The organism is Paenibacillus ihumii, assembly GCF_001403875.1.
Taxonomy (GTDB): Bacteria; Bacillota; Bacilli; order Paenibacillales; family Paenibacillaceae; genus Fontibacillus; species Fontibacillus ihumii.
In genome coordinates this window covers 1,190,589-1,215,772 of sequence record NZ_LN884299.1, presented here as the reverse complement: position 1 = coordinate 1,215,772, position 25,184 = coordinate 1,190,589, and the positions used below count along the sequence as shown (strand labels likewise).

The window sequence follows — 25,184 nt, the reverse complement described above, 5'->3', positions numbered from 1 at the left end:
CTAGATGGACAGACCGCATTAGGCGGTAGTATGACTTGCGATTACAGAAGCGTTCAGCTCCGCTGAATGCACATCATTCTGTAATCTTAAAAGAAAAAAACCTCTCGATCCATAGCGTATCATCGCTAGGGACGAGAGGAGTATTCCCGTGGTACCACCCTAGTTAGCTTCCGGCATGCTTTGCCATCCGCTCCCTTTGCACCCTTAACGCGGGCAAAACGATGATGTTCGCGGGACATCAGGCGCATTGCACAGCGCCAGACTATAAACCCCGTTGCATCATAACTCCGAGGCGAGTTCATTTGCATTCTCCAACCGGCTTGCACCAAGCACCGGCTCTCTGAGTGGCAGAAATCCAAACTACTATTCCTCTTCAAAGTTCCTAACTATCCAATTTTGATTACCAATCATTATATAAAACTGCGTCGACATCGTCAATGATATTTCCTGCGATACCGCATTATGCAGGCTATTGCGCCCCGTAAGTGTAATGATCGAACGAAACAGGCTGACCCTGAATCAGAGCTTTGGCGCCGGACCTGCCTTTTGCACGCAAGCTTAGCTCTTCACCGGTTAGCATTCCCGTGTAATCGACCCGAAATTCTTCTCCCTGTATAAACCGGGGCTTGGAAAGCGACATTTCGCTCGCGAACTGCTTCAGATGAACGATCCCGCGCTCCTTCGCCTGCGGTTCGCCGATGGCTTCGACCACCACTCCGCTCCTGCGTCCGCGGCAGACCACAAGACGGTAGCCGTCCTGCTGACGTATTTCATAGGATCCGGACAAGTATACGGCGAAGTAAGTTTCCTCCGCTTTACCATACAATGCCTCCGGCTCCTGCAGCCACTCCCCTTCCGGAAGGACGCCGATCACCTCAGCCTGAACCTCATCAGGCAGCGGGTACAGCGCCAGGACTGTGTTCTGATGATAGAGCACCTCCATCCATTCGCTTTGATGGCGGGGATCCCGGCCGGATTCATCATATCCTTCCCCAGGATGGAAAAAGTACAGCTGATTGCCTAACCCGTCAAGGCGCACCGGCAAACTGAACAACCAGCGCAGCTGCTCGTTATCGAATTCCTTGACTCTCTCCCACAGCCCGCCTGCCGCAAACTGCCCCGTGATATAAGCATAGGAGTGCAGCACGCGGCGTTCACCCTCAACTGTCTTTATGATCGTGCTGCACACCTCGGCCGGCTGCTGTCTATTTATCGCAATGCTCCGCGCGCGCTCGGGGGCTGGCCGGAACAGCAGGCCGGCGTATTCCGTTCGGGGCATCTCATCCGGCAGCTTGAAGTCGCCGAACTGCACATAATCATGCAGAACGTTCGCATCCTTTGGAGCATCATGCGGCCAGCCCCGGGAATGAGCGCCGACCCAGGCGCCTTTTAAATACAGGCTCGCCCTTAAGGTCCACAGGTGATCCAGCATTTCGGCCAGCTCCGCCTTAAGCTCCTCATGCTCCGCCAGCTCGAAAGCGCAGGTGAACGCCTGTATCCAGTGCCAAAACCACGGCAGTGAGCCGTACTCCGCCATCCCTTCCTGCCGGATCAGCTCAAGGGTGCGCCGCAGGCAGTCTCTCCCGTCTTCGATCAAGGCCTGATCTTTGTACCTTTGGCCGAAAATCAGCTTGGCCGCTGTAAACTTCGCTTCATGATGTCCGTAATGCTCCAGCGGCTTGCGATAGAAATTTCCCTTATATACATTCCCTAGTGCCGCTTCAAAGCTCTCCGCCAGCTCACGGCTCATATGCTGTCCATAGATATGATAGAAATAAACCATCAGGCTTCCCATCAATTCTACAGGCAGCTCATGGGGCGGTGCCTGATCGGGAACCGGATGCAAATGGAGCGGCCAATGCCCGTACATTGGGCTGTCTTGGTCTTTCTCCTGCAGCTCCAGCACCCGGTGCAGCACTTTTTCAGCCAGCTGCTTGCCCTCCGAACGATCGAACCCCGGCTCCTCTGCGGGGCTAACGGCAGCCGCGAATAAATAAGATGCGTAATAATAGTTATCCCGGATATCGCCGTGGAACCACAGACCGCTGTCTAACAACGGCTTGCTCCATGCTTTGTCCGCTATGCTTCGTACGATTTCGTTCATTCTTTTTTGATGCTGATTCATAAGTTGACTTCCTCCCGATCCTAAGTTTATCTGGATTACTCCTCTTCTTCTCTTCAGGCAAATCATTTAAACAGCTTGCAAAATAAACGCAAACGGATTAATATGAACCTATATGAACATTTTAAACCAAAGTGAACGAAAAGAGGAGGCTTTTTTTAAAATGGAAAGACGTTACGCATCTCACCCCAATGAAGTAAAACAGTTCGACACAGATCGGCTACGTAAGGAATTCCACATCCCGACCCTGTTTACGGCCGACAAGCTGGAGCTGGTCCTGACTCATGAGGACCGCCTGATTATCGGCGGCGCACATCCTGTAAAGCAGGATGTGAAGCTGGAGACCGACCTGAAGGAGCTGGGCGTGTCCTTCTTCCTGGAGCGCCGCGAGCTTGGAGCGATCAACGTTGGCGGACCTGGAACAATTATCGTCGACGGCACAGAGTATGATCTCAACACCAAAGACTGCCTGTACGTAGGCATGGGCTCGAAAGAGGTTATTTTCCGCAGCAAGGATGCAGCCAAGCCGGCGAAATTCTATCTGAATTCGGCGCCAGCCCACAAAGAATTCCCAACCGCGAAGACGACGCTCGGCGAAGCCGACTCCAGCGCTCTTGGCTCAATTCAGAACTCCAACGACCGGACGATCCACCGCTTCATTCATGCGGACGGCATCCAGAGCTCCCAGCTGGTCATGGGCATGACACAGCTTAAAACAGGTAATATGTGGAATACAATGCCAGCGCACGTTCACCCGCGCCGGATGGAAGCTTATATGTACTTCGACCTTCCAGAAGATGCGGTGGTGATCCATCTCATGGGCGAGCCGACAGAAACGCGCCATATCGTCATGAGAAACGAAGAAGCCGTTATCTCCCCAAGCTGGTCAATCCATAGCGGGGTAGGAACAAGCAATTATACGTTCATCTGGGGCATGGCCGGCGATAACAAAATCTACAGCGATATGGACGCCGTAGCCATGAAGGATTTAAGATAGAGAGATAAATATTTACGGAAGAGTTGAGATGGTATGAGTCCGATTAGACGGCATGAGAAAATTATGGAGGTTCTGCTGACGAATAAAGAGGTGACGGTGGCGGAGCTAAGCGATAAGCTGGGCGTTACCGGCAAGACGATTCGCGAGGATTTGACCCGGCTTGAGGAGCAGGGCCTGATCGTTCGCGTACACGGCGGCGCCGTGCTGGCGCAAAGCGATCAATTTGGCATTCTTCCTTCCAAGGAGCCGCTCACGAAGCACGCGGACGAGAAGGCCGACATCGCAAGCAGGGCCCTGCTGCATATTAAGCCGAACGACATCATCGCCCTGGACGGGGGCAGCACGACGCTGGAAATTGCCCGCCGCTTGAGCAATGAGCCCCTTACCGTCATCACGAACGACGTCTATATCATCAGCGAACTGGCCGTAAAGGACAACATACGTCTCGTCGTTCCCGGCGGCTATCGGGTTCGCAACATGCTGGCCGGACCAGAAGCTACTTCATATGTTCAGCAGCTGAATATTCAGAAAGCCTTTATTTCGGCGACGGGCATTCACCCGGAGCACGGATTATCCATCTATACCGGAGACCTGATCGGCTTCAAGCGGGCCTTGATCGAGACGGCCCGCGAAGCCATCGCTGTCATTAACCATCATAAATTCGGGCAAACCGCGCTGCGGACGTTCGCATCCCTCAGCGAGCTGACCTGCATCATTACCGACAGCGGACTCCCCGCCGAGGTAGCCCGGCAGTATGCGGACGCAGGAGTAACGATTGAATGCGGAACCGATAAGAACGTCTAAAATCATAAAGGAGAGTCCAACCCATGAAATTGTTCGATTTAACAGGCAAAACCGCTCTGGTAACAGGCACTACCGGCGGATTGGGACAAGGCATCGCCATCGGGCTTGCCGAAGCTGGAGCGGATGTCGTCTGCGTCTCCCTGGGTCCTAGCGAAGAAACTGTAAAGCAAATCAAGGGCCTTGGAAGAAAGGCAACCGTCGTTCAAGTCGATTTGAGCGATCATAGCAAGCTGGAAGCAACCTTTAACGAGGCGCTCAAGCTCACGGGCCAAATCGACATCCTGGTGAACAATGCAGGAATTATACGCCGTACGCCGGCTAAGGATCATAGCGCGAAGGATTGGTCCGATGTCCTTGACCTGAACCTCAATACGGTATTCCTGCTGTCCCAGATCGCAGGGCGCCATATGCTGGAGAGAGGCAGCGGCAAAATCATCAACATCTGCTCGATGCTCTCCTATCAAGGCGGCATCAACGTTCCAGGGTATACGGCCAGCAAGCATGGCGTTGCCGGGCTGACCAAGGCCTTCGCCAACGAATGGGCAGGCGGCGGCGTCCAGGTTAACGGGATTGCTCCCGGTTATATGGTTACGGATAATACCGCCCAAATTCGCGCGGACGAGAATCGCTACACTTCAATAACCGAGCGAATTCCTGCCGGACGCTGGGGAACGCCGGAGGATCTCAAGGGCCCAGCGGTATTCCTGGCCTCTTCAGCCTCCGACTATTTGAACGGCCACGTCCTCTGCGTTGACGGCGGTTGGATGGCCAGATAATTCATTGGATTTATCCCCCAGTAATTTTGAGCCTAATCTGCATTGCCGAAATCGGCGATGCCGGATTAGGCTCTATTTCGTTATGCAATGACTATGATTCAGCTAAAAACTTAACGTTACGGGCGTACTCATTGATCTGAAAATTCCCCTCGTCTGCGTGAAGTATCGTTTGCCCGTTGATTTTCAGTTGAATGAATGTCACTCCGTCGACAATTCTCTCCTGATCATATCCGTAAATCCGGTTCGGCTTGGCATTATCCCCCGTATAACTGATATTTCGAAAAGTAATATTCTCAATTCGTGTGCCAGGCGCAGGGTTGTAATCGGGATTATGCACTACCCGGATATCGACCAATTGCCCCAGTTCAAAGGGTTCTACGCGAATGTTATCATAAAGAACATTGCGAACAATGTTCTTGTCTCCCGCATTGATTGCCATTGCTCCCCAATAGTTCTCTTGGGGCTCATGATGCTCAAGAATATCCAAATTCTGATATACGATATCTTCAATCGTATCCCCGTCCTGATCGTAATCGCCATGCGTACCGATCATTAACGGATGCGCGACATCGGCCCATAATACCGAATTGCGGATCTTTATGCGGCTCGTGCCTCCTCTATAGTCCCAGCGGCTTCCGTAGACAGCGATGCAATCATCCGAGGTACGAAGGAACACATCATCGATCTCAATATCCGAGCTGGCCATTATATCGATGCCATCCGACCAGCCTCTTGTGCTGAAGGATTTAAAGTTCCTGATGCGGATATGGCTCGATTTTCCGATATAAATACTATAGTGAGGAGGATCGATGAGAATTAGTCCCTCTACCTCGATATTTTGCGAAAACCCGATGCGGATGCCGCGAAAGGCTGAATATCTGTGATATTCGGATAAATACAGCACACCTCTTCCTTTAATGGTTACATCCTGTACATGTTCGCAAACCAACGAGCCCACAACAACAGCACCGCCTGCGATATACACCGTTTTGCCGGACGGAATCCGCAGTATCGTTTCTTCGATATAGTGCAGCCCCGGGGCAAAATAAATGATGTCAGGCGCCTGCCCCGAGCCATTCAGCGGTGTCTGGGCCAATCTCAATATGTCCGCGGCACGATGAATCGCCGTTCTGCCCGGGCGCTCCAGCACTAACACTCCCGGATCCCCCGGCTGGGGAGCATCCTGTTCCGGCTCTCCGACAAACAGATGCAGGTTGCGGAACCGCTCGCCATTGATCTCGACCGATAATTTGACGGAGCGATCGACCGTAAAACGGATTAGCCCGCTGTCGCGGTCTGCCTTAATTAGTGCGGAGAGCGGACGGATAACCACAGCGCTTATTTCTGTATACAAGCATTCAATTTCGATCTCGGCGATGCCCTCACGGTCAAAATAAGCCATCGACGCCTTGCGCACGTCATGCATATCTACTTGTACCTCATAAACGAACAGCTCCTGCCATGCCTCATCCCCGGCCCGAACGCGTACTCGATAATCCTTCGAGCCAACGGCTCCTTCCGGTGCCGAATATATAACGGTTTTATTCATCTGCATCCTCCAGCAATCCTTAGTTTTTATCTGTGCAAAAACAAGCACAGCCGGAGCAGAATACTCCGGCTGTATGCAAGCGATGATTCCCTGCTTATCCTTTCTAACCTTTGGTTGCTCCTGCGGCGATTCCCTTGACGAAATACTTTTGCAGGAAAATAAAGGCAATGAGCACCGGCACGACAGACATTGTGGTCCCGGCAAAAATCATATCCCAGCGAGAGGAGAATTCACCGATGTAACGATAGATCTCCACGACCATCGTCTTCGGCTGGCCGGACGGAAGCACCAGCATGGGCATCAGGAAATCATTCCAGATTCCGAGGCCGTTCAACACGACCATACTCGCCGTAACGGGCCCCAGCAGCGGAAAAACGATCATCCAGAACGTTCTTACCTTGGAACAGCCGTCGATTTCCGCCGCTTCCTCGATTTCAAGCGGAATACCTTTAACGAAGCTGGAATATAGCAGGCTGCCGAAGCCAACTGCTCCGGCGATGTAAATCATGACCGGCCCAGCCAGGCTGCCGTAGAGCCCAAGCAGCTTCAGCTCCTTGAACAGCGGAATCATGTAAGCCTGGAACGGAATCATCATTCCAGCCAGGAAATATACGAACATGAATCTTGTCCATTTTGCATTTCTGCGCTGGATCGCGTAGCCTGCCATCGGAATGATGACGACCTGGAACAGGATCGATACGACGGTCAGGATCAAGCTGTTAATAATGGCTAACGGATAGTTCGTTTCCGTCAATAAATATTTGAAGCTCTCCAGGTACAATGACTTCGGAAAGGAAATCGCGTCCCTCATAATTTCGGCATTACTTTTGAAGGCGGACATAAGGTTAAAGAAAATCGGAAAAAAGAAAATGACGGCGATCAGAAGCGTGAATAGGAAAACGGCGAGATTTATGATAGTTTTTCGTGTTTTCAGCGTCATTTCACATCTCAACCTCCCTTTTCTGGAGGACTTTCACCTGGAATACGGTAATGATCAATATGATGAAGAACAATACCAGCGCCAGGGCGGTACCGAACCCTTGCCGCAATTCGCCGAAGCCTACCTTATAGATGAGATACGTCAAGGTTTCGGTCTCGAAGCCCGGGCCGCCGTCGGTCATGACCGCGATTTGATCGAATATTTTCAGCGCGCTGATCATGGATAGAACCATACATACTGTAACGGAGCCTGCCAACAGCGGGAAAGTGATATGGCGAAACTGCTGCCAGCCATTGGCTCCATCGATGCTCGCCGCTTCATTGAGCTCCTGCGGAATGCCCTGCAGGCCAGCGAGGTAAATGATCATATAATAGCCTGCGCCCTTCCATACCGTAGACAAAATGACGGCCAGCATGGCATATTTGGGGTCGCCTAGCCAATCTACGGCAAATGCGCCTAATCCAACCTTGTCCAGCAATTGATTCACGACGCCGAAGTTGTAGTTCAGCATCATGGCCCAGACGAATCCCATAACGATTCCGCTGAGCAGGGTCGGAAAGTAAAAAATGCTCCTGAATATTTTGCTGAGCCAGCGTACTTTATCAACGAGAACCGCCAGGAGAATGGCGATGATATTTTCAAGAATAACAAGACTGATCGTTAGGACCATCGTGTTTTTCAGTGCATTGTGCACCCGGGGGCTGTTCCAAATTTCCACGAAATTGGCCAATCCGATGAATCGGACATCAGCACTGATGCCATCCCATGAGGTGAAGCTATAATATACACTTCCTAACGTCGGAACAATCACGAAGAGGGTGTACAATACAAATGATGGCAGAATGAAATACAATGCGTAAGGCTGCCACTTTTTCTTTTTCTTCATGGCAACAAACGCTGCCTCTGCGTTTACTTTAGGTGTAGCCATAGTTCCTCTCCCTCCCTCGATCACGCATATAAAGAGAAGGGAGCCTCCGAAGAGGCTCCGCTCCTCAGCATGCCTGCCTTACATGGCGTTCGCTTTCACCTGGTTGTCATATTCTGTATCCGCTTGCTTCATGTAGTCCTTAACATCTCCGTCCTTCACCACAAGCTCCTGCAGCAGCTTATAGTACCAGTTGCGGAATTGCGGAGGAATCAAATTGTCGCCCCACCAATTGTTGATCGCCAAAGATTTATTTACATTCGGATCAGCGATCAGATCTAGCGCAACCTGCATTTGCTCGCTCGTTTCGTAGGTCACCTCTGCTTTGGTTGCGGGAATAGCGTTAATGCTTGCCAAATATTTCGAGTAATTCTCCGGCTCGAAGAAGAAACGGATGAATTGTTTGATCGCTTCGACCTTGTCTGCATCTGCGGACGCTTCTGTCGAAATGGACCAGCCTGCAGGAGATGGCAGCCCAATCACATTGATCTTGCCTTCGCGGTCAGGAACAGCATAAAATCCGAATTCAAAATTAGGATCGGCTTCAGCAATTTGCGTGAACATCCAGGTGCCGGAATACAGCTGCGCAGCTTTGCCGCTAACGAGGATCGAAGCTGTCTGGTTATCTCCGGTGCTGAGCCAGCCTTTGTCGACGTACTTTTGGAACAGCTCTTTGAAATCCGTCATGGCTTGAACGACTTTTTCGTCGGTGAAGCTAACCTGCTGCGCTGTACGCTTGGAGTTCCAATCCGGATCCTCGACATACACCGCATCTATGAGGAATTTATTGACCCAGAAGCCCATATGGAATATATCTTTACCGCCTACGACGATCGGAGAAATGCCGGTTGCTTTCAGCTTTTCCTGGATCTCAATAAACTCGTCATATGTTTTCGGCAACTCGGTGATTCCGGCATCCGCATACGCCTTCTTGCTGTAAATGATTCCTTGCGGCGCGTTGACCTGGAGCGGAGCATTCCACACCTTGCCATCCACTTCAGGCGGAGAATCGAACAAATCAAGCAAATCCGCAGGCAGCTCTACGATCTTCCCTGCATCCGCGAACACTTCCGTGTCTCGCATTTCTACCAGATCCGGAAATTCTCCGACGGCATCTTTCGTCTTCAGCCAATCCAGATAGGCCGATGACGTCGTTTCGCTCAAATCTTTTATCTTGATATGCGGATTAATCTCCATAAACTTCTTAACCGTATCGGCAATCGCCTTTTTTGTTGCCGGGTCGCCGGAAGCGTATCCGATCGTAAATGAAACCTCTTTGGCTCCCCCCTGCGCCGCGTTTCCGCCGGAGCTTTCCCCCAGGGTATTGGCGCTATTGTTGCCGCCGCATGCAGTTAGCATCGTTGTCGCAGCCAATAGTAATATCGATAATTTCAACAGCGTTTTTCTAAACATGGTCTTGAATAACCTCCCTTTTTGCCTCTAGGCGGAAACGCGTAGCCGATGTGCGCATCATCTGTAAGCGTTTCCCTTGTTAACAGCATAGCATCCTCATTTCTTGATTAGAATGAACTTTTTTAAGCGCCGCCTGCGCTATTTTAAGAACAAAAAACAAAAGCGAACGAGAGGCTTCCCTCCCGTTCGCCACGAAGCTAGCTAAGCTCCTCGGCTGCTGGAAAAGCGAGCAGCACCGAAGTGCCGACATGCTCCCGGCTGTTGATTGAAAGGCCATATTGCTCGCCAAACACCGATTTGATCCGTTCGTGCACATTTTTTAGACCAACGTTCTTCCCCGGCGCCTCAGAATCATTCAGTGCACAATGGATGCTGTCCAATTTCTCCCGGTCCATCCCGATTCCATCGTCATACACAGTGATGATTAGCTTATGGTCACGCTTCTCTACCGTCACTCCTACCGTTCCTTTGCCTTTTTGCTTAAGTCCGTGCTGAATGGCATTCTCTACGATCGGCTGCAGGGACAGCTTCAGAACCTGGGTATCCAAATCGACCTCCGGCGCAATGCTGGTATGAAGCTCAAAGCGCTTGTCGTAACGGACCGAAATAATATAGAAATAGTCCTGCAAATGCTCCAGCTCGCTGCGAAGGCTCACCTTCTCTTCGCCGTAGTCGATGACGTATTTTAATTGATTGGAGAGGGAGAGAATCATATCCGCCACCTCATCCTGATCCTTGTCCACCGCATTCATTCTTATGACCTCAAGCGTATTATACAGATAATGCGGACGAATCTGGCTTTTCAGTGCGTTCAGCTCAGTCTGCTTCTGCTTGATCTGGGCGACGTAAGCCTCGTCGATATACGCCTTCAAGCGCTCGACCATTCGATTGAAGCTGTAGCTGAGCCGGCCAAGCTCGTCATTGCTCTGAATTTCGACCCGAGTATTGAGGTTTCCAGATTCGACCTTGCTCATTTGCCTCATCAGGGTAAGTATCGGAGCCGATAGCCGCCTGGAAAACCAGGTACCCATAATAACGAGAGCTATGGAGCACAGAGCAATAGCGATAAAGATCGTCATGCGCACGGAAAACAGCTGCTCAAACAGCGATTCACGATGAATGCGGGCCGTTAGGCTGCCGTCAAGGAACGGAATCGGCTCCGACATAACCATCATCCCGCGGTCCGGCCCGAGCGACAGCCGCTTCCCATCCGCTGAAGAGTGTTCTTTATTGCTGAAATAGACATGGCCCTCTCCGTCCAGCAAATACAGCTCGTCCTTCTCCCCTAAATTCAGTTCCTTAAGGAACTGATCGAAAATAGCCGTGTCTACATCGAGAAATAAAGTGCCTACGACTTTGGGTTCAGCCGTAACGCGGCCGGAAATATCGATCAAATTTCGGGCGATCGTAAATACCTTCCGGTTGGAGGTCGGAAAGTATCCGTCGGGATGCGTAGGAAAAATCGCCAATTTCGAGGGATTGCCGCTCATTTGCCGGCGCCATTCCTGATATGGAAGCAGCTCCGGATTCAGCCCCTTGTTTTCCTTCTCCTGATAATAGAGCTTCCCGTCACTCTCGCGAACAAAATAAACGCTGCTAATATATGAATCGCTATACAGCACCGTCTTTAAAAAAGAATCAACCGGAATACTGTTGATTTGCTCCAGTTCGTTGACATTGTAAGTTTGGTTCTGGCTTGAGCTCTCGACGTACCCCTCATACCTTCCGGTGTACATCAGCTTGGACACCTCGTTGTACTGGTTGAACGCCGAATTCAGATTATAGCTCATATACAGTATCATCTGATGCAAATTGCCGGTCGTGTACCGCTCTACGTATCCCGTGAATATATTCACCGAGAACAGACTGAGCGCAAACAGAGGAATCAGGCCCACCAAAATAAAGGCCCCCGAGAATTTAACGAATATGCTAGTAAACTTGCGGCCCCATAAGCGCATACGCAGTTCTCCTATTCGAGTCTAGCGGCTTGCTTGTATTCCTGCGGAAGCTTGCCGTACATTTTCTTGAACATGTCGCTAAAATGCCTAGCGTTGTTATACCCTACACAATCGGAGATTTCGTAAATCATCATATCGGTCTCAAGCAAGAGGCGAACCGCATGCTTCATGCGCACCTCCGTCAGATACTGCTTGAAGTTCTGCCCTGTATGCTTCTTAAAAAAGCTGCTGAAATAGTAAGGGTTCATATAGATCCTCGCAGCCATGGAATCCAGCGTAATATTCTCTGCGTAATGCTCTTCGATATACGTTTTGATCTCCCCTAGCTGCAAGGCTTCCTTATTCGTCAGCTTGTGGGCCATTCGCTCGCAAATCTGCCGCACAACTGCTTCGAATTCTCTTCTCAAACCTTCATAGGTGCTGCAGGCAGACAGCCGGTCAAGCAGCGGGGCTTGACCGTGGTCGCTTAGCTCCGCCGCAATCCCGATGCGGGACATCTCCTGCTCCAGCACAAGGATCGTATTATAAACGCTCGAAACCGCCACGTTCTTGCTGCCGCCAGCCTGCTGCCTGATTAAATGAAGCAGCTGCTCCGTCAGCAGACGAATCTGGTCCTTTTGCTGTGAGGTCAAAGCCTTCACAAGCGATGCCTGCATCCCGGACAGCGGAAGGCTGCAATCCTCGGCGGCTTCGAAACCCGCGTTGAGCTCGTATTGAATAACCCGGTTCAGGCCAAGGAAATATTTTCTTCTAAGCGCTTTCAGAGCGGTTTGATACGAATGATCCGCTTCCTCGGCTCCGGCCACCGCTAACCCTACGCCAATGGACACATTCAGCTTCAAATAACCGTTGATCTTCTCATGCAAATCCTCCGCAAGCCGAGTCGGCTCTTCCTGGGTTTCGTGCTGTACCAAAATGCCAAATTGCCCTTCCTTATGGAACATAAGCGCATTTCCAGCAGCGTCTATCGTTTCTTTAATAATGTTGTTCAATGCAAATTGAACCAGCTTCCGCTCCCTTTCCTCCCAACGGGATGCCCCTTCCCCCGCTTCGCTATCCGTATCCGTATCAAGGAGGCATACCGTCGTGTACCGGCTGACGGCGATTGCCCCTAGTTGGATCAGCTCGGCTGCCGCTCTTCGATTCCCATCCGTCAGGCTATCCAACAGCTCTTCGATCGTTACCGTACGATTTTTCCGCTCATAATGATCGAGCATTTCCTTTGCGCGCTCGCCCTCTGTTTCCTCGCGGATCAAGGCTACCGCTCTGGCGACGACCTTCTCCAGCTGAGCCTTGATGACCGGCTTTACCAAATAATCGAGCGCCCCGTACTGAATAGCCTGCTTGGCATAGGCAAATTCCTGATAAGCGCTAATAAACACAACCTTGACCTGCAACTCCTTCTGGTGAATTTCCCGGATTATATCAATCCCGCTGCAGCCCGGCATACTAATATCGCTAATAATCAAATCCGGATCACATGCCCGAATAAGCTCCCGGAGTTCGTTCCCGTCGTTAGCTTCTCCGACAATCGTCAGCCCGAGCTTGTCCCATGAAACCAGTTTTTTCAGCCCCCGTATAATCACGGGCTCATCATCGGCCAGCAATACCCTAATGCCCATCGCCATCTTCCTCCCTCTGCCTGACCTAAGAGTTGCTAAATCTACTTTGATTATACAACAGCGAATACTTCCGGCGCTCCATGACAACGGTGATCCTTTCTTTTTTCGCCATACAAATTCAGCCATCTTCCTTCGTGCAAATAAACCTCGCTAAATCAACTTTAACACGATGCTTCACAGTCTGATTGCAATTTTTTAAGAGCCATGTACAGTTTTTTTAGATTGGGCCATTCAGAAGCTGAGAAGCAGCAATATATTGCCTTGCGAACTTGCGAAAGCTTGAATATAAAAAAATAGAAAAGCTGCTCCTCATCTATAATCTTTATAGACAAGGGCAGCCTTTGCTTAGGTATTCTTGTACTGGGCTAGATTCGGATAATGCAAATAAAGCCAGCTTGGCGTAGAAATCCTCCAATGTAAACCGGGCATCGATGCTGCGATATACGCGGATCAGCCGCCCCTCCTGACCGGAAATATATCTCATCTGCGAATCGATCCTTGGGGCCGCAACGCTGTCGTACTCAAACATATGCTCATCCAGCAGCAGCGCAACCGCAGGCGAATCGCCTAACACCCACATTTGGCCTTTCGGCCACTGCGGCTGATGCCCGTGAGCCATGTTGTGGTGAATTAGCTGCTCGTACAAATATTTTCCGATCTCCCCCTGCGGCCCCACTCTTACCGCAAGCTCGGCCAGGCCGACACGCACCATGTCATATACGTTTTTAGGGACCTGCCAGAGCGGGATTGGCGATTGAAACACAACATTAGCAGCATCGATATCGTTGCTTAAGTTGAACTCCGCGCTTCCTTCGGGATAGGCCCCGCCTCCAATCCAAATCGCGGTAAGACGGTCGGCAATGTCAGGTTCCATCAAGTATGCCGAAGCTAAATCCGTCAAGGGGCCGAGAAAAATAACATATAACGGCGCCTCATCCTCCTTCATCGCCTCGCGGATGATGGCTTCCGCCCCCTCGGAAGGTACAGGCGTGCTTATGTCCGGAATTTTTACCGGGGCTCCTTTATATACATTGAACTGCTCCTGCAGCCCCATTAAGCTCAGCACATGCTGATTTTCCGCATAAGATTCCTCCATGCCGTCTTCCGGCGAGTACCGAAATGGGCGCCAATGATTCCTTTGATTTTAAATCTCGGGGTCAGCACGGCATGCACAATGGCATATTGGTCGTCAGCTTCGCATTTAGCATTTGTATTGATGATCAATCTGATTTTCTTCTGCTCCGGCACATCGTAAGGCATATGCATCTGCGTCTCATCTCCGTAACCTGGATTTTGAATTCATAACCGCCTTGTTCATCGGGAGCCACGGCCCTGATGGCGGACTTATTCTTTCCCCGTGTAGCGCAGGTAATCGAAATCCGCATGCCGCTTTGTTCCCGACAAATCCTGAACACATAATCCGATGAAGGTACCCGTGAACCCAAGCTTGCCCTCATATTCATCGGCCAATTGCCCCAGATCCTGCGGGTCTCCAACGTTGATCCAGGCCTGCCCGTCCGGGGAACAGCTGAACTGAATCGCATCATATTCGATGCTCGCCCGCAAGTATACCCGCTTCCAGCCCTCCGCGGATACGACAGCGCCTTCCGGCTCATCATAATTGCCTTGATCTGAAAATGTCAGCGCCACATGCTTGCCAATCGCTTCATCATGACTGACCCGGAAATAGAAATGATCCTGGTCATCATAATATAGGGTTAATCCAGCCATTTGATTATAATGCTCCGGCTCGAACTCAACGCAGGTCTCCACCTCGCATACGAAATGCTCCAGCCGTCTTGCCACCATGCTTTGCCTGAACCAGGAATACAGCGATTCGCGGCCGCGAAGCCGCAAATATCCTGGCCGTTCGGTCAGACTGAGCCATTCTTCATCCGCTGGCACTCTAAGCGTTTGATACTGGATGCCAAGCTCCGCCTCCTCAAAATGATCCGTCTCGGGAAGCGCCGGAAAAGGATGAAGCGGAAGATCGGGAAGTCCTACCTCGAGCTGCGGCAAACGTCCGCCTCCGGCGATCCGCAGCCAGCCGTCCTCCGTCCATTCCAGCCGCTGCATTCCGGTCTCCCGGCCAAGCGGGCACAGCCTGCGTCCCGGCAAGGGGCGTGCGCAAATGAAGGACATATACCATTCGCCGTTCTGCGTCTCGACAATCGCGGCATGCCCGGCCTTTTGCAGCGGATATTCCGGATTATTCACCGTTGTGATAAGCGGATATTCGGGGTCATACTCGTACGGTCCTTCGATACAGCGGGAACGGGCCAGGGTCGCAGCGTGATTCCAGCCTGTACCTCCTTCAGCGAGCAGAAGATAATACCAGCCGTCCCGTTTGAACATATTCGGCCCCTCAGTGACGCCGATATCTGTACCCGTCGCTATGGTGTGAACCGGACCGTAAAGGCGCTTATCCTCAGGCGAATATTCCTGCATGACCACGCCGGCAAACCGATTCCTCCCCTTGCGAAAATCCCATTTCATATTGAGCAGCCATTTTCGCCCGTCATCGTCATGGAACAGGAACGGATCGAATCCGCTGCTATTCAAGTAGATCGGCTCTGACCAGGGGCCAGTAATATCCGTGGCTGTCAACAAATAATTATGCAGATCCTTAAATACGCCTTTGCGGCTCTTCACGTCTGTAATCATTAAATAAAAGGTTCCTTGATCGTAGGTCAGCGCAGGCGCCCAGATCCCCCCAGAGCTTGGGGCGCCCAGCAGATCCAACTGCGACACCCGGCTCAGCGGGCGCGTCAAGAGCTGCCAATGTACCAAATCCTTGGAATGGTGGATCTGCACCCCCGGAAACCATTCGAAGGTAGACGTGGCAATATAGTAATCATCTCCCACACGAATCATCGATGCGTCCGGATTGAATCCCCTTAGCACGGGGTTGATGATGCTCGTCATATGATTGCTCCTTCCAGTGCTAGCTGTAATGATCCAGCAAGATAACGCTTAATGTCGTTGGCTTCACTGTAGCATGGAGCAATGGATAGAGGTATGCTGGTTTTTAAGAGCAATGTAGGCTTTTTTCAGATGGCGCGCCCTTCAAGCCTGGCTGGGATGAGAAGGGGAGGCTGCGCCCCTATCCTGCAGCACGGCTGCGATGGCTCTTTTCCAGCCCTCGTAATTTTGCATGCGCTGCGCCGGATCCATCTGCGGCACGTATAGCTTATAGCCTCGCTGCTGCTTTGTAATTTCGCCCAGCGAGGCCCACAATCCGATCCCAAGCCCTCCCAGATAAGCCGAGCCCATGGCGGACAGCTCAGCCATGTCTGATTTCGAAACCCCGCAGCCCAGCATATCTGCCTGGAACTGCATTAAAATAGCGTTATCGGAAGCGCCTCCGTCAGCGCGAAGCATGGTAAGCGGAATTCCCGTCTCCTCTTCAATCAGCGCGATCGCATCCCGCACCTGGTAAGCGATGCTTTCCATGGCGGCCCGGATAATTTGCGGCCTGCCGGTGCCCCGGCTCATCCCGGAGATCATCGCCCTGGCCTGAGGCTCCCAATATGGCGCGCCCAATCCGACAAACGCCGGGACAAGATATACGCCTTCATTATGGCGCGACTGAAGCAGCAGCTCCTCCAGCTCGTCGTAAGAACGGAACAACCCTAAATTGTCGCGTACCCACTTTATCGTATCGCCCGATGCGCGGATTACGGCTTCCAGGGCGTAGGTTGCTTTGCCGCCGATGCTCCAGCCGATCGCGAGCACCAGGCCATTCTCTGCGGCGACTGGCTTCTCGCCGATATTCATCAGCACCGAGGTCCCTGTGCCATAGGTCGCTTTGGCCATGCCTGTCTCGAAGCAGTGCTGTCCGAACAAAGCGGCCTGCGAATCGCCGATAATCCCGGCAATCGGTATCGGGTAGGACAACAGCTGTGAATCCTTCGCATTTGTTACCCCGAATACCGCATCGGATGACTTCACTTCAGGCAAAAGCTCGATCGGCACGCCGAACAGCTCGCACAGCTCAGTGTCCCAGCGCAGCTCATGGATGTTGAACAGCGACGTTCGGCTCGCATTCGTGTAATCCGTGGCATGAACCGCTCCACCGCTAAGCTTCCATAGCAGCCAGCTGTCCATCGTGCCTGCCAGCAAACGTCCCTCTTCCAGCAGGCGGTCGATATAAGGCACCTGCTCCAGCATCCAGCGCCATTTTGCCGCCGAGAAATAAGGATCAAGCATCAGCCCTGTTTTCGCTCTTACGATCTCTTCATAACCCGCTGCCTTTAACGCCTCGCAGCGTTCTGCCGTGCGCTGGCATTGCCAGACAATGGCATTGCATACCGGAAGCCCCGTAGCCCGATCCCACATCACCGCCGTTTCGCGTTGATTCGTCAGGGTGAGGGCTGCAAGCCGGCTCGGTTCGATGCCAGCCTGCTGAAGCACGGCCTCGGAAGCGCGCAGCACATTTTCGTGAATTTCCATAGGATCATGCTCCACCCACCCCGGGGAGGGGTAATACTGCTTATGCTCCACCGAGCTTTTGGCAATAATTGCCCCCGCCGAGTCAATGATGAGCGCCTTCGTTCCCGATGTACTCTGATCTATAGTAAGCAAATATTCTTGTTTGTTCGTCATCGCCCCTGGCTCCTATTGTCGCAGCATATCCAGCGCCAAGTTCTTGATGTTCTCCGCACTGATCCCGTAATGTTCGAATACTTCCTTCGTTTTCCCGGCAATCGCCGGTTCATCCGGAATGCCCAGCAGACGAAGCGGCACCGGATGATGCTGCACGACAACCTCCGCTACCGCAGCTCCAAGGCCGCCGTGTACGCTATGCTCTTCCACCGTAATAATACGGCCCGTCTCCCTCGCTGCCTTAATGATCTCCTCTTCATCTAGCGGCTTGATCGTATGCATATTGATCACCCGGCAGGAAACCCCGGCTTCCTTCAGCTTCGCTTCGGCATCCAGCGCAATCCGCACCGTTTCCCCCGCGGCAATCAGCGTTATGTCCGAGCCGTCGCGCATCGTAACGGCTTTGCCGATGACGAAGTCATAATCCGCAGATTCGTAAACATCCTCTACCGGATTTCGCCCGATGCGAACATAGACGCCGCCCTCATAATTCACCAGCGCCTCGGTCATCCGTTTCGTCTCATGACGATCCGCCGGAAGAATGACCGCAAGGCCGGGAATCGCTCGCGTTACCGCCAAATCCTGCACGGAATGGTGGGACATCCCGAGCGCCCCGTAGCTAATCCCGCCGCTGATTCCGATCAGCTTCACATTCGTTGCCGAATAAGCCACGTCCACTTTAATCTGCTCGATGCTTCGCATCGAGAGGAAGCAGGCGGGCGAAGTAACGAATGGCTTTTTCCCGCTGTGGGCCAGCCCCGCCGATATGCCGACGATGTTCTGCTCCGCGATGCCGACCTCTACGAATTGCTCTGGATAGGCCTGCGCGAACGGTCCCATTGCCGCCGAGCCCCTGGAATCGCTGGCCAGCACCATAATGTCCCGATCGCTTTGCGCAAGCTCCAGCAGCGTATCGCAAATGACTTGACGATTAGCAATTTTATTCCCCATCGTTATCGAACCTGCCCTTCCTGTTGATAGCCGGCCAGAACCGCAGACAACTCGGCCAATGCCCGCGCAAGCTCCTCGTCGCTTGGCACGTGGTGATGCCAATGCGGCACATTTTCGGCAAAGGAAATGCCTTTCGCCTTCACCGTATTGGCAATGATGAGCGTTGGCTTCCCCGGAACGGTCGGAGCTGTCTCCAATGTATCCACGAGCTGCTCCATATCATTGCCGTCGATGGAAAGGACGTTCCAGCCAAATGCCGCCCATTTCTCGTCCAGCGGATCGAGTCCCATAACCTCTTCCGTGGAGCCGCTGATTTGCAGCCCATTCCGGTCAATGATGCCGACCAAATTATCGAGCTTGTAATGAGCTCCCGCCATTGCCGCTTCCCAGACGGAGCCTTCCGCTTGCTCCCCGTCGCCCATCAGGCAGAAGACCCGGTAGCCGCGTCCGTCCCGCTTGGAGGCCAGCGCCATGCCCACCGAGATCGCCAGGCCATGCCCCAGAGCTCCCGTATTCATCTCGATTCCGGGCACTTTATTGTTCGGATGACCGATTAACCGCGTTCCAAACTGCGAGAATGTCTCTAATTCTTCTTTCGGGAAAAATCCCCTATCCGCCAAAATACACCACAAGGATTCCACCGCATGACCTTTACTGGCGATAAAACGATCGCGATCCTCCCATTTTGGACGAGCCGGGTCGAGGTTCATGACTCGATAATAAAGTGCCGTCAAAATATCGGTATTGCTTAGCGATCCGCCGGTATGTCCCGCCTTGGCTCCATGAATCATCCGGAGCAGTTCCATGCGTATTTGCGCCGCCTTCGCTTTCAATTCAATAATTTCCATCTTCACCGCCGCCTCCTTGTTTCATGATGTTTTATAAATTCGAACCGCGCAGCCAGGCTTGGATTTGCTGTTCTGTCGGATCGACGGGATCCGCCGTCAAGCCGGGAATATAGTTGCATGCCTCATATAAAGCCGGGATAACGTTGGCATGTATACCTACCGAATGATGCACATAAGGGCCTTTGACCAGCTTTTCTTCCCATAACGGCCAATCGTTCACTTCCACCCACACGTAGGAACCGCGCGTATATGGCCCCTGAATGCCGCGGGCCTTGCCGAGGAACAGCTGATATTCCCCGTGATCCCCATCGAATCTGGCCAGCGTCATGCCGCCGCCTTTGATTTCGCCTTCATGCGTCCCCGGGGAATGATCGTCAAACAGGAAATGCCGGGATAGCTTCGGCCGCTCCTCCACAGACAGCGATACCGGAAAATTCCCGCAATGGAACAATAGCTCCCCGTTTTCATTCTCTGGATGCCGAACCGTCAGGTCGGCAAAAAAGGTCGGCAGTTGGTTCATCGTTGCAGCCTGTACCATCACCGAGGTGATCGCCCCGTGGATATCGGTCTCGCACGTTACCGGAATTTGCTCGTCGGTCAGAATGGCATTGGCCAGGCAAGGCATGATTCCCATCGCCTCCTGAAGGGCCGACCAGCATTGGATGGCAATGGCCGAGCATCCGTTCTGCACCGCGTACTGCTTCATCGCTACCTTCAAAGCGGCAATGCGCCGAACGTCTTCCTCGGTGACCTCCGACCAATCCAGCTTCGTATTAATATAGTCGATCGCCTCCGCCAGCTCCGAGCTGCTGCCTTTCTCGATCCGCTGCGATGCTCTTTGAATGTCGATCAAAGTGATCGGATGAAGCTCGATGCCGAACCGTTCCAGCAACTCGCCTTCATTGCATATCATCGTCCAGAACGATGTCGGTCTGGGGCCAATCTGCAAAATCCGCAGACTGCGGAACTGCTTCACCACGTTCGCCGCGGCTACGAAATTCGTAAATCCCAGCTCAAATACCGGAGAATCGACCCGGCTGTTCGTCACATACGTAAACGGCACATTAAAACGGCGCAGAACCTTTCCGGTCGCAAACAGCCCGCACTGCGTATCGCGCAGGCGCATGCCGTCCTCCAGCGGCGCTTCGTCGCGCGGCCCCCACAGCAGCACCGGCTTGCCCAGCGCTTTGCCTACCCTTGCCACCGTATCCTCCGTCCCGAAATTGCAATGCGGAAAAAAGACGGCATCGACATTTTCGCGTTTGAACCGCTCTACAATTCTGTCCGCAGCGATATGATCGTCGTACAGCAGCCCTTCCTCATTGATTCCTTCAAGATCTACGAGCTCGAAGTCCATTCCAAAGCTTTGGATCTTCTCCTTAATCATTACTTTGTAATTGAACGCATCCTCCGCACTGAACGTAAAACGACGGGTTGGGGCATATCCCAATTTCAATTTCTTCATCCGGCTCACTCCTCAGGTTTTAACGAACTAAACAAACTAAACGAATTTCAGTTATTAGACTAAACAATAATAGATAAAGTTTAGTCCATTTCCATCGATATGAATTAAAATTACCACCAGTTTAGGACTTAGTCAACGATATTCACTGAAATTTAGTTCATTTTAAGTCTATTTAACTAAATATTTAAGCTAACAACTATCCTCAGCTTGATAATTTTTTTAGAGATGTGTAAACTAAACCTACTAAACAATTAATGGGAATGGAGAGATTCTGAACTGTGAGAATGGAGGATATCGCCAAAATCGCCGGGGTGTCCAAGGCGGCTGTATCATTTGCGCTAAGCGGAAAGCCGGGCATCAGCGCGGAAACCCGCGAGCGGATAATGCAAATCGCCAAAGAGCACGGATATTCCCCGAAATCCAAATCGGCAGCGCCCGAGCAGGCGCTCAAAACGTTGCTCTTTTTGGCATTCGCCAATTCCGGCATCGTGCTTGAACAATATTATCAACAGCCCTTTTTTCGCGAGCTGATTCAATACATCGAGGAACGATGCCGGAACTACGGTTATTCGCTCATGTTCTCTTCGGTAGAGCCGGAGCATTATGTCGAGGAAATCAAAACTATCGTGGAGGAAAAAAGAAGCGACGGCGTCATTCTGCTTGGAACGAACCTGAGTCAAGCGCAAATAGCGGCAATAGCAAATGAATTAACTGCTCCGCTCGTCGTCCTCGATACCTGCTACGAGACGCTCCCGGTTCACTTCATCGAAATCAATAATGTCATGGGCGCTTATCAGGCAGGTGCTCATCTGGCCGAGTTAGGACATCGCAATATCGGCTACATTGCCTCCAACGTGAGAATCCATAATTTCGAAGACCGCAAGCGGGGTTTCCTCGCCGCTCTTCGGGATCACCAGCTGGAGGTGGCCGGGGACGGCTTCTTTGCCGTAGCCCCCACGATCCTATCCTCCCAGGATGAATTGAAAAGTCAGCTGTCCGCCTACCTGGCCTCTGGCAAACCTATGCCGACAGCCTTGTTCTGCGAATGTGACTATATTGCTATCAGCGCCATCAAGACGTTAGGCGAGCTTAACTACCGGATTCCAGAGGATGTGTCGGTCGTCGGATTCGATAATATTTCGGAAGCGCGGATCGTCTCGCCGGAGCTGTCCACCGTCCATGTCGAGAAGGAACGGATGGCTCAACTCGCCGTTGACCTGATGATTCAATCGATCGAATCCCCCCAGCCGGTGAAGACGAAGGTCAAGGTAGATACCCAATTTATTCCGCGCGGGTCATCAAGCCGAAATGAATAGCATCGGATAGCCCGGTATCTCTCCTAACAGGGTGTCCCGCACAGAAGCATAAAACTTGAAGGCCGACTACAGCAGAAAGGACGGCCATTGGCCGTCCTTTTAGACTTGCATGATGATGCATATCGCTATGATAGGCTCCAGCACCTGTGGAGATTTGTGCGATCTCCTTGTACTTCTCGTTGCCGGTTTCGTGGTGCATAAGCCACAGCATGCCTCCCTAGAAATCGTTGCACTACTTGCAAATGCCGTCTGATTGTTCCTGGCTTTCGTCATGGAATCGTTTCTAAAACGGTATCCGTTTTCAACAACTTGTTCCAAGCGGAGCATCGCGGCTTCATGAATTGAATGAAGTTTTTTAGCCGCTTATGCAGGTATTTTAGGAACATTCCCACGTTACTCCAATTACTCGTACCAATATTCCGGGATGATCTCTCTCTCCAACTCCAGCAGCTCTTTTATCATTAAATCGGCATCATGTATGGAATTTACCAGCGGATCAGTCAGCATCGCTCTTCTCAATTTCGTGAAGCTTCGTTCTACAACAGCTTCCGCAGTCAGTTCGTGCGTATCCAGCACGAGCTCCTGCATGCCCCGGATTCCCCGCGGCATCTCACCCACGTGAAGGGGTTTGATTCCGTCCATATTCACTTCGCACAGCAATTCAAGGAATGCGTCGTCATTCATATTCGTCACCGCCCCGTTATTGAGCGTATTAATAAAGAACCGCTTGCCCAAGCTGCCCACCATATTTTCGATAATATCCGTCGCATGGTCGGGCCCGAATGATGTCATGTAGTCGGCAATAGGACGTTTACCGGAAAGGAAGTCATCCACTTGCTCCCACATCTCCTCATGGCGTTGAAACCGGTCTTCCGTTTCCCAAATCGATAAAGGGGGAATGACGTCCTTTGTCTTGCCGAGTCCCTGCCAATAGCGAACATATTCTTTCGTGTGAGCCGTACATGTCGGAATATATCCGAAAATGTGGTAGAGCTCATACGTGATGGTATCGTTATAAAGCGCCTTTGCGCCTGTATCCCCGCCATCGTTTTCCGTTCCCGCCGATATTCTCATCGACTCAGCTACCTGGGGCATGACATCCTTTCCATCATACTCGGCCTTAAGCAGCCAGGTGAAATGATTGACGCCGGCCACGCGGAAATCAAATTTCCGGTCGATTTCTGCATTGAACTCGCTAATATCCTCAATGATGCCTGCCCGAATAGCATAGTAAGCTTTCTTATGCGGCATATGGTGGCTATCGCAAAGGGCGAAGGTTTTCAGCTGCGGCGCATATCGGCTTAAAGCGATGCCATGGACGGCAGAAGGATTGATATAATTAATGACCCACGCATCGGGACAAAGCTCCTCGATATCTTTAACGCATTCCATAATGACCGGCAGCTCTCTCATGGCTCTGAAGATCCCGCCTGGGCCGATCGTATCCCCGGAGCACATGCGAATTCCATATTTTAAAGCTACCTGGCAATCGATGCCGCGGTATTTTACAGTATCTTCAGCAAAGCTGAGGACGACAAAATCAGCGTCCTTCAGTACCTCTCTCCGATTCGTCGAGCCCTCCACTTTAAGGGGCACTTGGTTCTCCTTGGCCACCATTTCAGCAAGCCTGACCATCTTGGACAGCTTTTCTTCATCCGTATCTACCAAAGCAAGTGTTCCTTGATTCAAGTATTTAGAGTCGACCATCTGCCAAATCGATTGGCGCCCGAAGAATAAACTTCCCGCCCCGATCACGACGATCTTCGGATGTGATACCTTAGAATCTATCATGACAAGCCCTCCTTATGGGTGATGACCCCATTATAGGAGACGGATTTCGAAAGTAGAATATGAGATAGTTTTACGTTTATGTCAAATAGTATGATTATTTGTAAGTGGTAACTTCAATAGTATACTATGATTATTTAAAATATGTCTTATAGTAGAGGGATGGCAATGAATATGAAAATGAAGGACATGGGCATTTTCAATGAGCTGTCGGAATTGATCTCGCTGCGAATGAAGTCTGTTTTTGCGCTGGCCCATGACGGGAAGTGGGTCGAGCATAAGGCGCATATCGACTACGATCTTTGGTTCATACAATCCGGAATCGTTACGCTTCGTATCGATGGAATCGAACATCAGGCCAGGGCGGGAGATGTGGTCTTTTTTTATCCGGGAATTCCTTATATGGCTTCTACCACCGGTCAGGGGTGCCGGTTTATTTACGTGCATTTCGACTTCGAAATAGGCAACCAGCAGCGAATTCTGAGCGACTTTCCGCTCTCGGGAATTATACCGGAGCAGCTGATTCGGGAGGAAACCATCCTGTTCGTCAAAGCCTTCATGCAATCGAATCAGTTAGACAGCATGCCGGGGAACCGTCTATATTTAAAAGCTTGTCTAATGGCTGTCATCGCCAAAATCATTGAGCTCTATGGACAAGACCGATATACCGGCACATTTCTGAACGGGAGAAGGCCAAGAACAGCCGAGCGGAATTTGGACGTGCTGCAGCCGGTATTCAGTTATATTCACAGCCACCTGCACAAATCGATTAAAATGAGTGAGCTCGCCCAGCTTGTCGGCATATCCGAGAAATATTTCATCACTTATTTCAAAAAGACATTGGGCATTACTCCGGGACAATATATTTACCAAATTAAGATGAACCGGGCGAGGGACTATCTAAACTTAAAAAAATATACGATTCAGGAAATTGCCAGCCTCCTTGGCTACCCCGATCCGTTTACGTTTTCGAAGGCTTTTAAAAAATACTATAACGTTCCCCCGTCCAAGTTTGATTAAAAAAGCTGTCAAAGGACTTGTCCTCTGACAGCTATGCTGTTTTTGAGAGCCATATCGGCGCTATTCATCCATTCATGCACCTACG

At 51.5% G+C, this 25,184-nt stretch carries 20 protein-coding genes and 1 other annotated feature; of the genes, 5 read left to right on the top strand and 15 right to left on the bottom strand.

From position 1 onward, the window contains the following. Positions 1-124: 124 nt before the first annotated feature. Positions 125-386 (bottom strand) — a binding site (T-box leader). An 83-nt stretch (positions 387-469) separates the two neighbouring features. Continuing rightward, positions 470-2,125: a hypothetical protein gene (locus BN2762_RS12925; RefSeq protein ID WP_055107374.1), complete on the bottom strand. Its 1,656-nt coding sequence runs from the start codon at positions 2,123-2,125 to the stop codon at positions 470-472. Between the two features lie 160 nt (positions 2,126-2,285). Between BN2762_RS12925 and kduI the strand changes: the two genes are divergently transcribed. The 3 genes from kduI to kduD are packed head-to-tail and all read left to right on the top strand — an operon-like array spanning position 2,286 to position 4,699. Next, complete coding sequence (kduI, locus tag BN2762_RS12920; protein ID WP_055107373.1) at positions 2,286-3,119, top strand: 5-dehydro-4-deoxy-D-glucuronate isomerase; 834 nt, start codon at positions 2,286-2,288, stop codon at positions 3,117-3,119. Positions 3,120-3,152: 33 nt separating this feature from the next. After that, positions 3,153-3,923, top strand: a complete 771-nt coding sequence (locus tag BN2762_RS12915) for a DeoR/GlpR family DNA-binding transcription regulator (protein ID WP_055107372.1) — start codon at positions 3,153-3,155, stop codon at positions 3,921-3,923. A 23-nt stretch (positions 3,924-3,946) separates the two neighbouring features. Beyond that, a complete protein-coding gene (gene kduD / locus BN2762_RS12910) occupies positions 3,947-4,699 on the top strand; it encodes a 2-dehydro-3-deoxy-D-gluconate 5-dehydrogenase KduD (RefSeq protein WP_055107371.1) in 753 nt (250 codons plus the stop codon). Positions 4,700-4,790: 91 nt separating this feature from the next. On the opposite strand, the gene BN2762_RS12905 is transcribed toward kduD, so the two are convergent. From BN2762_RS12905 to BN2762_RS12850, 13 genes are all read right to left on the bottom strand, one after another. Continuing rightward, the gene (locus BN2762_RS12905; protein ID WP_055107370.1) at positions 4,791-6,248 is read right to left on the bottom strand and encodes a glycosyl hydrolase family 28 protein; all 1,458 of its coding nucleotides are present in this window, start codon (positions 6,246-6,248) and stop codon (positions 4,791-4,793) included. Between the two features lie 103 nt (positions 6,249-6,351). After that, positions 6,352-7,188, bottom strand: coding sequence for a carbohydrate ABC transporter permease (locus BN2762_RS12900; RefSeq protein WP_187386517.1), 837 nt, complete (start codon positions 7,186-7,188; stop codon positions 6,352-6,354). Position 7,189: 1 nt separating this feature from the next. After that, positions 7,190-8,116 carry a carbohydrate ABC transporter permease gene (locus tag BN2762_RS12895; protein ID WP_055107369.1) on the bottom strand — a complete coding sequence of 309 codons (927 nt, stop codon included), beginning with the start codon at positions 8,114-8,116 and terminating at the stop codon, positions 7,190-7,192. 78 nt (positions 8,117-8,194) lie between these two features. Continuing rightward, a complete protein-coding gene (locus BN2762_RS12890; RefSeq protein WP_055107368.1) occupies positions 8,195-9,526 on the bottom strand; it encodes an ABC transporter substrate-binding protein in 1,332 nt (443 codons plus the stop codon). Between the two features lie 197 nt (positions 9,527-9,723). After that, positions 9,724-11,484 carry a cache domain-containing sensor histidine kinase gene (locus BN2762_RS12885; RefSeq protein ID WP_055107367.1) on the bottom strand — a complete coding sequence of 587 codons (1,761 nt, stop codon included), beginning with the start codon at positions 11,482-11,484 and terminating at the stop codon, positions 9,724-9,726. A gap of 11 nt (positions 11,485-11,495) precedes the next feature. Then, positions 11,496-13,106: a response regulator gene (locus BN2762_RS12880; protein WP_055107366.1), complete on the bottom strand. Its 1,611-nt coding sequence runs from the start codon at positions 13,104-13,106 to the stop codon at positions 11,496-11,498. 322 nt (positions 13,107-13,428) lie between these two features. Beyond that, positions 13,429-14,202: a nucleoside hydrolase gene (locus BN2762_RS12875; RefSeq protein WP_230202514.1), complete on the bottom strand. Its 774-nt coding sequence runs from the start codon at positions 14,200-14,202 to the stop codon at positions 13,429-13,431. Further along, entirely contained in the window at positions 14,166-14,372 is a 207-nt protein-coding gene (locus BN2762_RS27745) for a hypothetical protein (RefSeq protein ID WP_230202513.1), read from the bottom strand. Before BN2762_RS27745 ends, BN2762_RS12875 begins: the two co-directional genes overlap by 37 nt. Positions 14,373-14,450: 78 nt before the next feature. After that, a complete protein-coding gene (locus tag BN2762_RS12870; RefSeq protein ID WP_055107365.1) occupies positions 14,451-16,031 on the bottom strand; it encodes a glycoside hydrolase family 43 protein in 1,581 nt (526 codons plus the stop codon). 141 nt (positions 16,032-16,172) lie between these two features. Then, a complete protein-coding gene (glpK, locus tag BN2762_RS12865; protein WP_055107364.1) occupies positions 16,173-17,711 on the bottom strand; it encodes a glycerol kinase GlpK in 1,539 nt (512 codons plus the stop codon). 12 nt (positions 17,712-17,723) lie between these two features. Next, on the bottom strand, positions 17,724-18,662 hold the full coding sequence (locus BN2762_RS12860; protein WP_055107363.1) for a transketolase family protein: 939 nt from the start codon (positions 18,660-18,662) through the stop codon (positions 17,724-17,726). A gap of 2 nt (positions 18,663-18,664) precedes the next feature. After that, positions 18,665-19,510 carry a transketolase gene (locus BN2762_RS12855; RefSeq protein WP_055107362.1) on the bottom strand — a complete coding sequence of 282 codons (846 nt, stop codon included), beginning with the start codon at positions 19,508-19,510 and terminating at the stop codon, positions 18,665-18,667. Positions 19,511-19,541: 31 nt separating this feature from the next. Next, positions 19,542-20,975, bottom strand: coding sequence for an L-fucose/L-arabinose isomerase family protein (locus tag BN2762_RS12850; protein ID WP_055107361.1), 1,434 nt, complete (start codon positions 20,973-20,975; stop codon positions 19,542-19,544). 278 nt (positions 20,976-21,253) lie between these two features. On the opposite strand from BN2762_RS12850, the gene BN2762_RS12845 reads away from it, so the two are divergent. Beyond that, on the top strand, positions 21,254-22,291 hold the full coding sequence (locus tag BN2762_RS12845) for a LacI family DNA-binding transcriptional regulator (RefSeq protein WP_187386516.1): 1,038 nt from the start codon (positions 21,254-21,256) through the stop codon (positions 22,289-22,291). Between the two features lie 402 nt (positions 22,292-22,693). Here BN2762_RS12845 and BN2762_RS12840 read toward each other — a convergent pair whose 3' ends face one another. Further along, positions 22,694-24,082: a family 4 glycosyl hydrolase gene (locus BN2762_RS12840; protein ID WP_055107360.1), complete on the bottom strand. Its 1,389-nt coding sequence runs from the start codon at positions 24,080-24,082 to the stop codon at positions 22,694-22,696. A gap of 165 nt (positions 24,083-24,247) precedes the next feature. Here BN2762_RS12840 and BN2762_RS12835 point away from each other — a divergent pair, with 165 nt between their 5' ends. Beyond that, the gene (locus BN2762_RS12835; protein ID WP_055107359.1) at positions 24,248-25,099 is read left to right on the top strand and encodes a helix-turn-helix transcriptional regulator; all 852 of its coding nucleotides are present in this window, start codon (positions 24,248-24,250) and stop codon (positions 25,097-25,099) included. Positions 25,100-25,184: the final 85 nt, after the last annotated feature.

Coding starts and splice junctions, on each gene's coding strand:
- BN2762_RS12925 (WP_055107374.1), bottom strand. CDS start 2,125: ATGAATCAGCATCAAAAAAGAATGAACGAAATCGTACGAAGCATAGCG.
- kduI (WP_055107373.1), top strand. CDS start 2,286: ATGGAAAGACGTTACGCATCTCACCCCAATGAAGTAAAACAGTTCGAC.
- BN2762_RS12915 (WP_055107372.1), top strand. CDS start 3,153: ATGAGTCCGATTAGACGGCATGAGAAAATTATGGAGGTTCTGCTGACG.
- kduD (WP_055107371.1), top strand. CDS start 3,947: ATGAAATTGTTCGATTTAACAGGCAAAACCGCTCTGGTAACAGGCACT.
- BN2762_RS12905 (WP_055107370.1), bottom strand. CDS start 6,248: ATGAATAAAACCGTTATATATTCGGCACCGGAAGGAGCCGTTGGCTCG.
- BN2762_RS12900 (WP_187386517.1), bottom strand. CDS start 7,188: ATGACGCTGAAAACACGAAAAACTATCATAAATCTCGCCGTTTTCCTA.
- BN2762_RS12895 (WP_055107369.1), bottom strand. CDS start 8,116: ATGGCTACACCTAAAGTAAACGCAGAGGCAGCGTTTGTTGCCATGAAG.
- BN2762_RS12890 (WP_055107368.1), bottom strand. CDS start 9,526: ATGTTTAGAAAAACGCTGTTGAAATTATCGATATTACTATTGGCTGCG.
- BN2762_RS12885 (WP_055107367.1), bottom strand. CDS start 11,484: ATGCGCTTATGGGGCCGCAAGTTTACTAGCATATTCGTTAAATTCTCG.
- BN2762_RS12880 (WP_055107366.1), bottom strand. CDS start 13,106: ATGGGCATTAGGGTATTGCTGGCCGATGATGAGCCCGTGATTATACGG.
- BN2762_RS12875 (WP_230202514.1), bottom strand. CDS start 14,202: ATGGAGGAATCTTATGCGGAAAATCAGCATGTGCTGAGCTTAATGGGG.
- BN2762_RS27745 (WP_230202513.1), bottom strand. CDS start 14,372: ATGCATATGCCTTACGATGTGCCGGAGCAGAAGAAAATCAGATTGATC.
- BN2762_RS12870 (WP_055107365.1), bottom strand. CDS start 16,031: ATGACGAGCATCATCAACCCCGTGCTAAGGGGATTCAATCCGGACGCA.
- glpK (WP_055107364.1), bottom strand. CDS start 17,711: ATGACGAACAAACAAGAATATTTGCTTACTATAGATCAGAGTACATCG.
- BN2762_RS12860 (WP_055107363.1), bottom strand. CDS start 18,662: ATGGGGAATAAAATTGCTAATCGTCAAGTCATTTGCGATACGCTGCTG.
- BN2762_RS12855 (WP_055107362.1), bottom strand. CDS start 19,510: ATGGAAATTATTGAATTGAAAGCGAAGGCGGCGCAAATACGCATGGAA.
- BN2762_RS12850 (WP_055107361.1), bottom strand. CDS start 20,975: ATGAAGAAATTGAAATTGGGATATGCCCCAACCCGTCGTTTTACGTTC.
- BN2762_RS12840 (WP_055107360.1), bottom strand. CDS start 24,082: ATGATAGATTCTAAGGTATCACATCCGAAGATCGTCGTGATCGGGGCG.
- BN2762_RS12835 (WP_055107359.1), top strand. CDS start 24,248: ATGAATATGAAAATGAAGGACATGGGCATTTTCAATGAGCTGTCGGAA.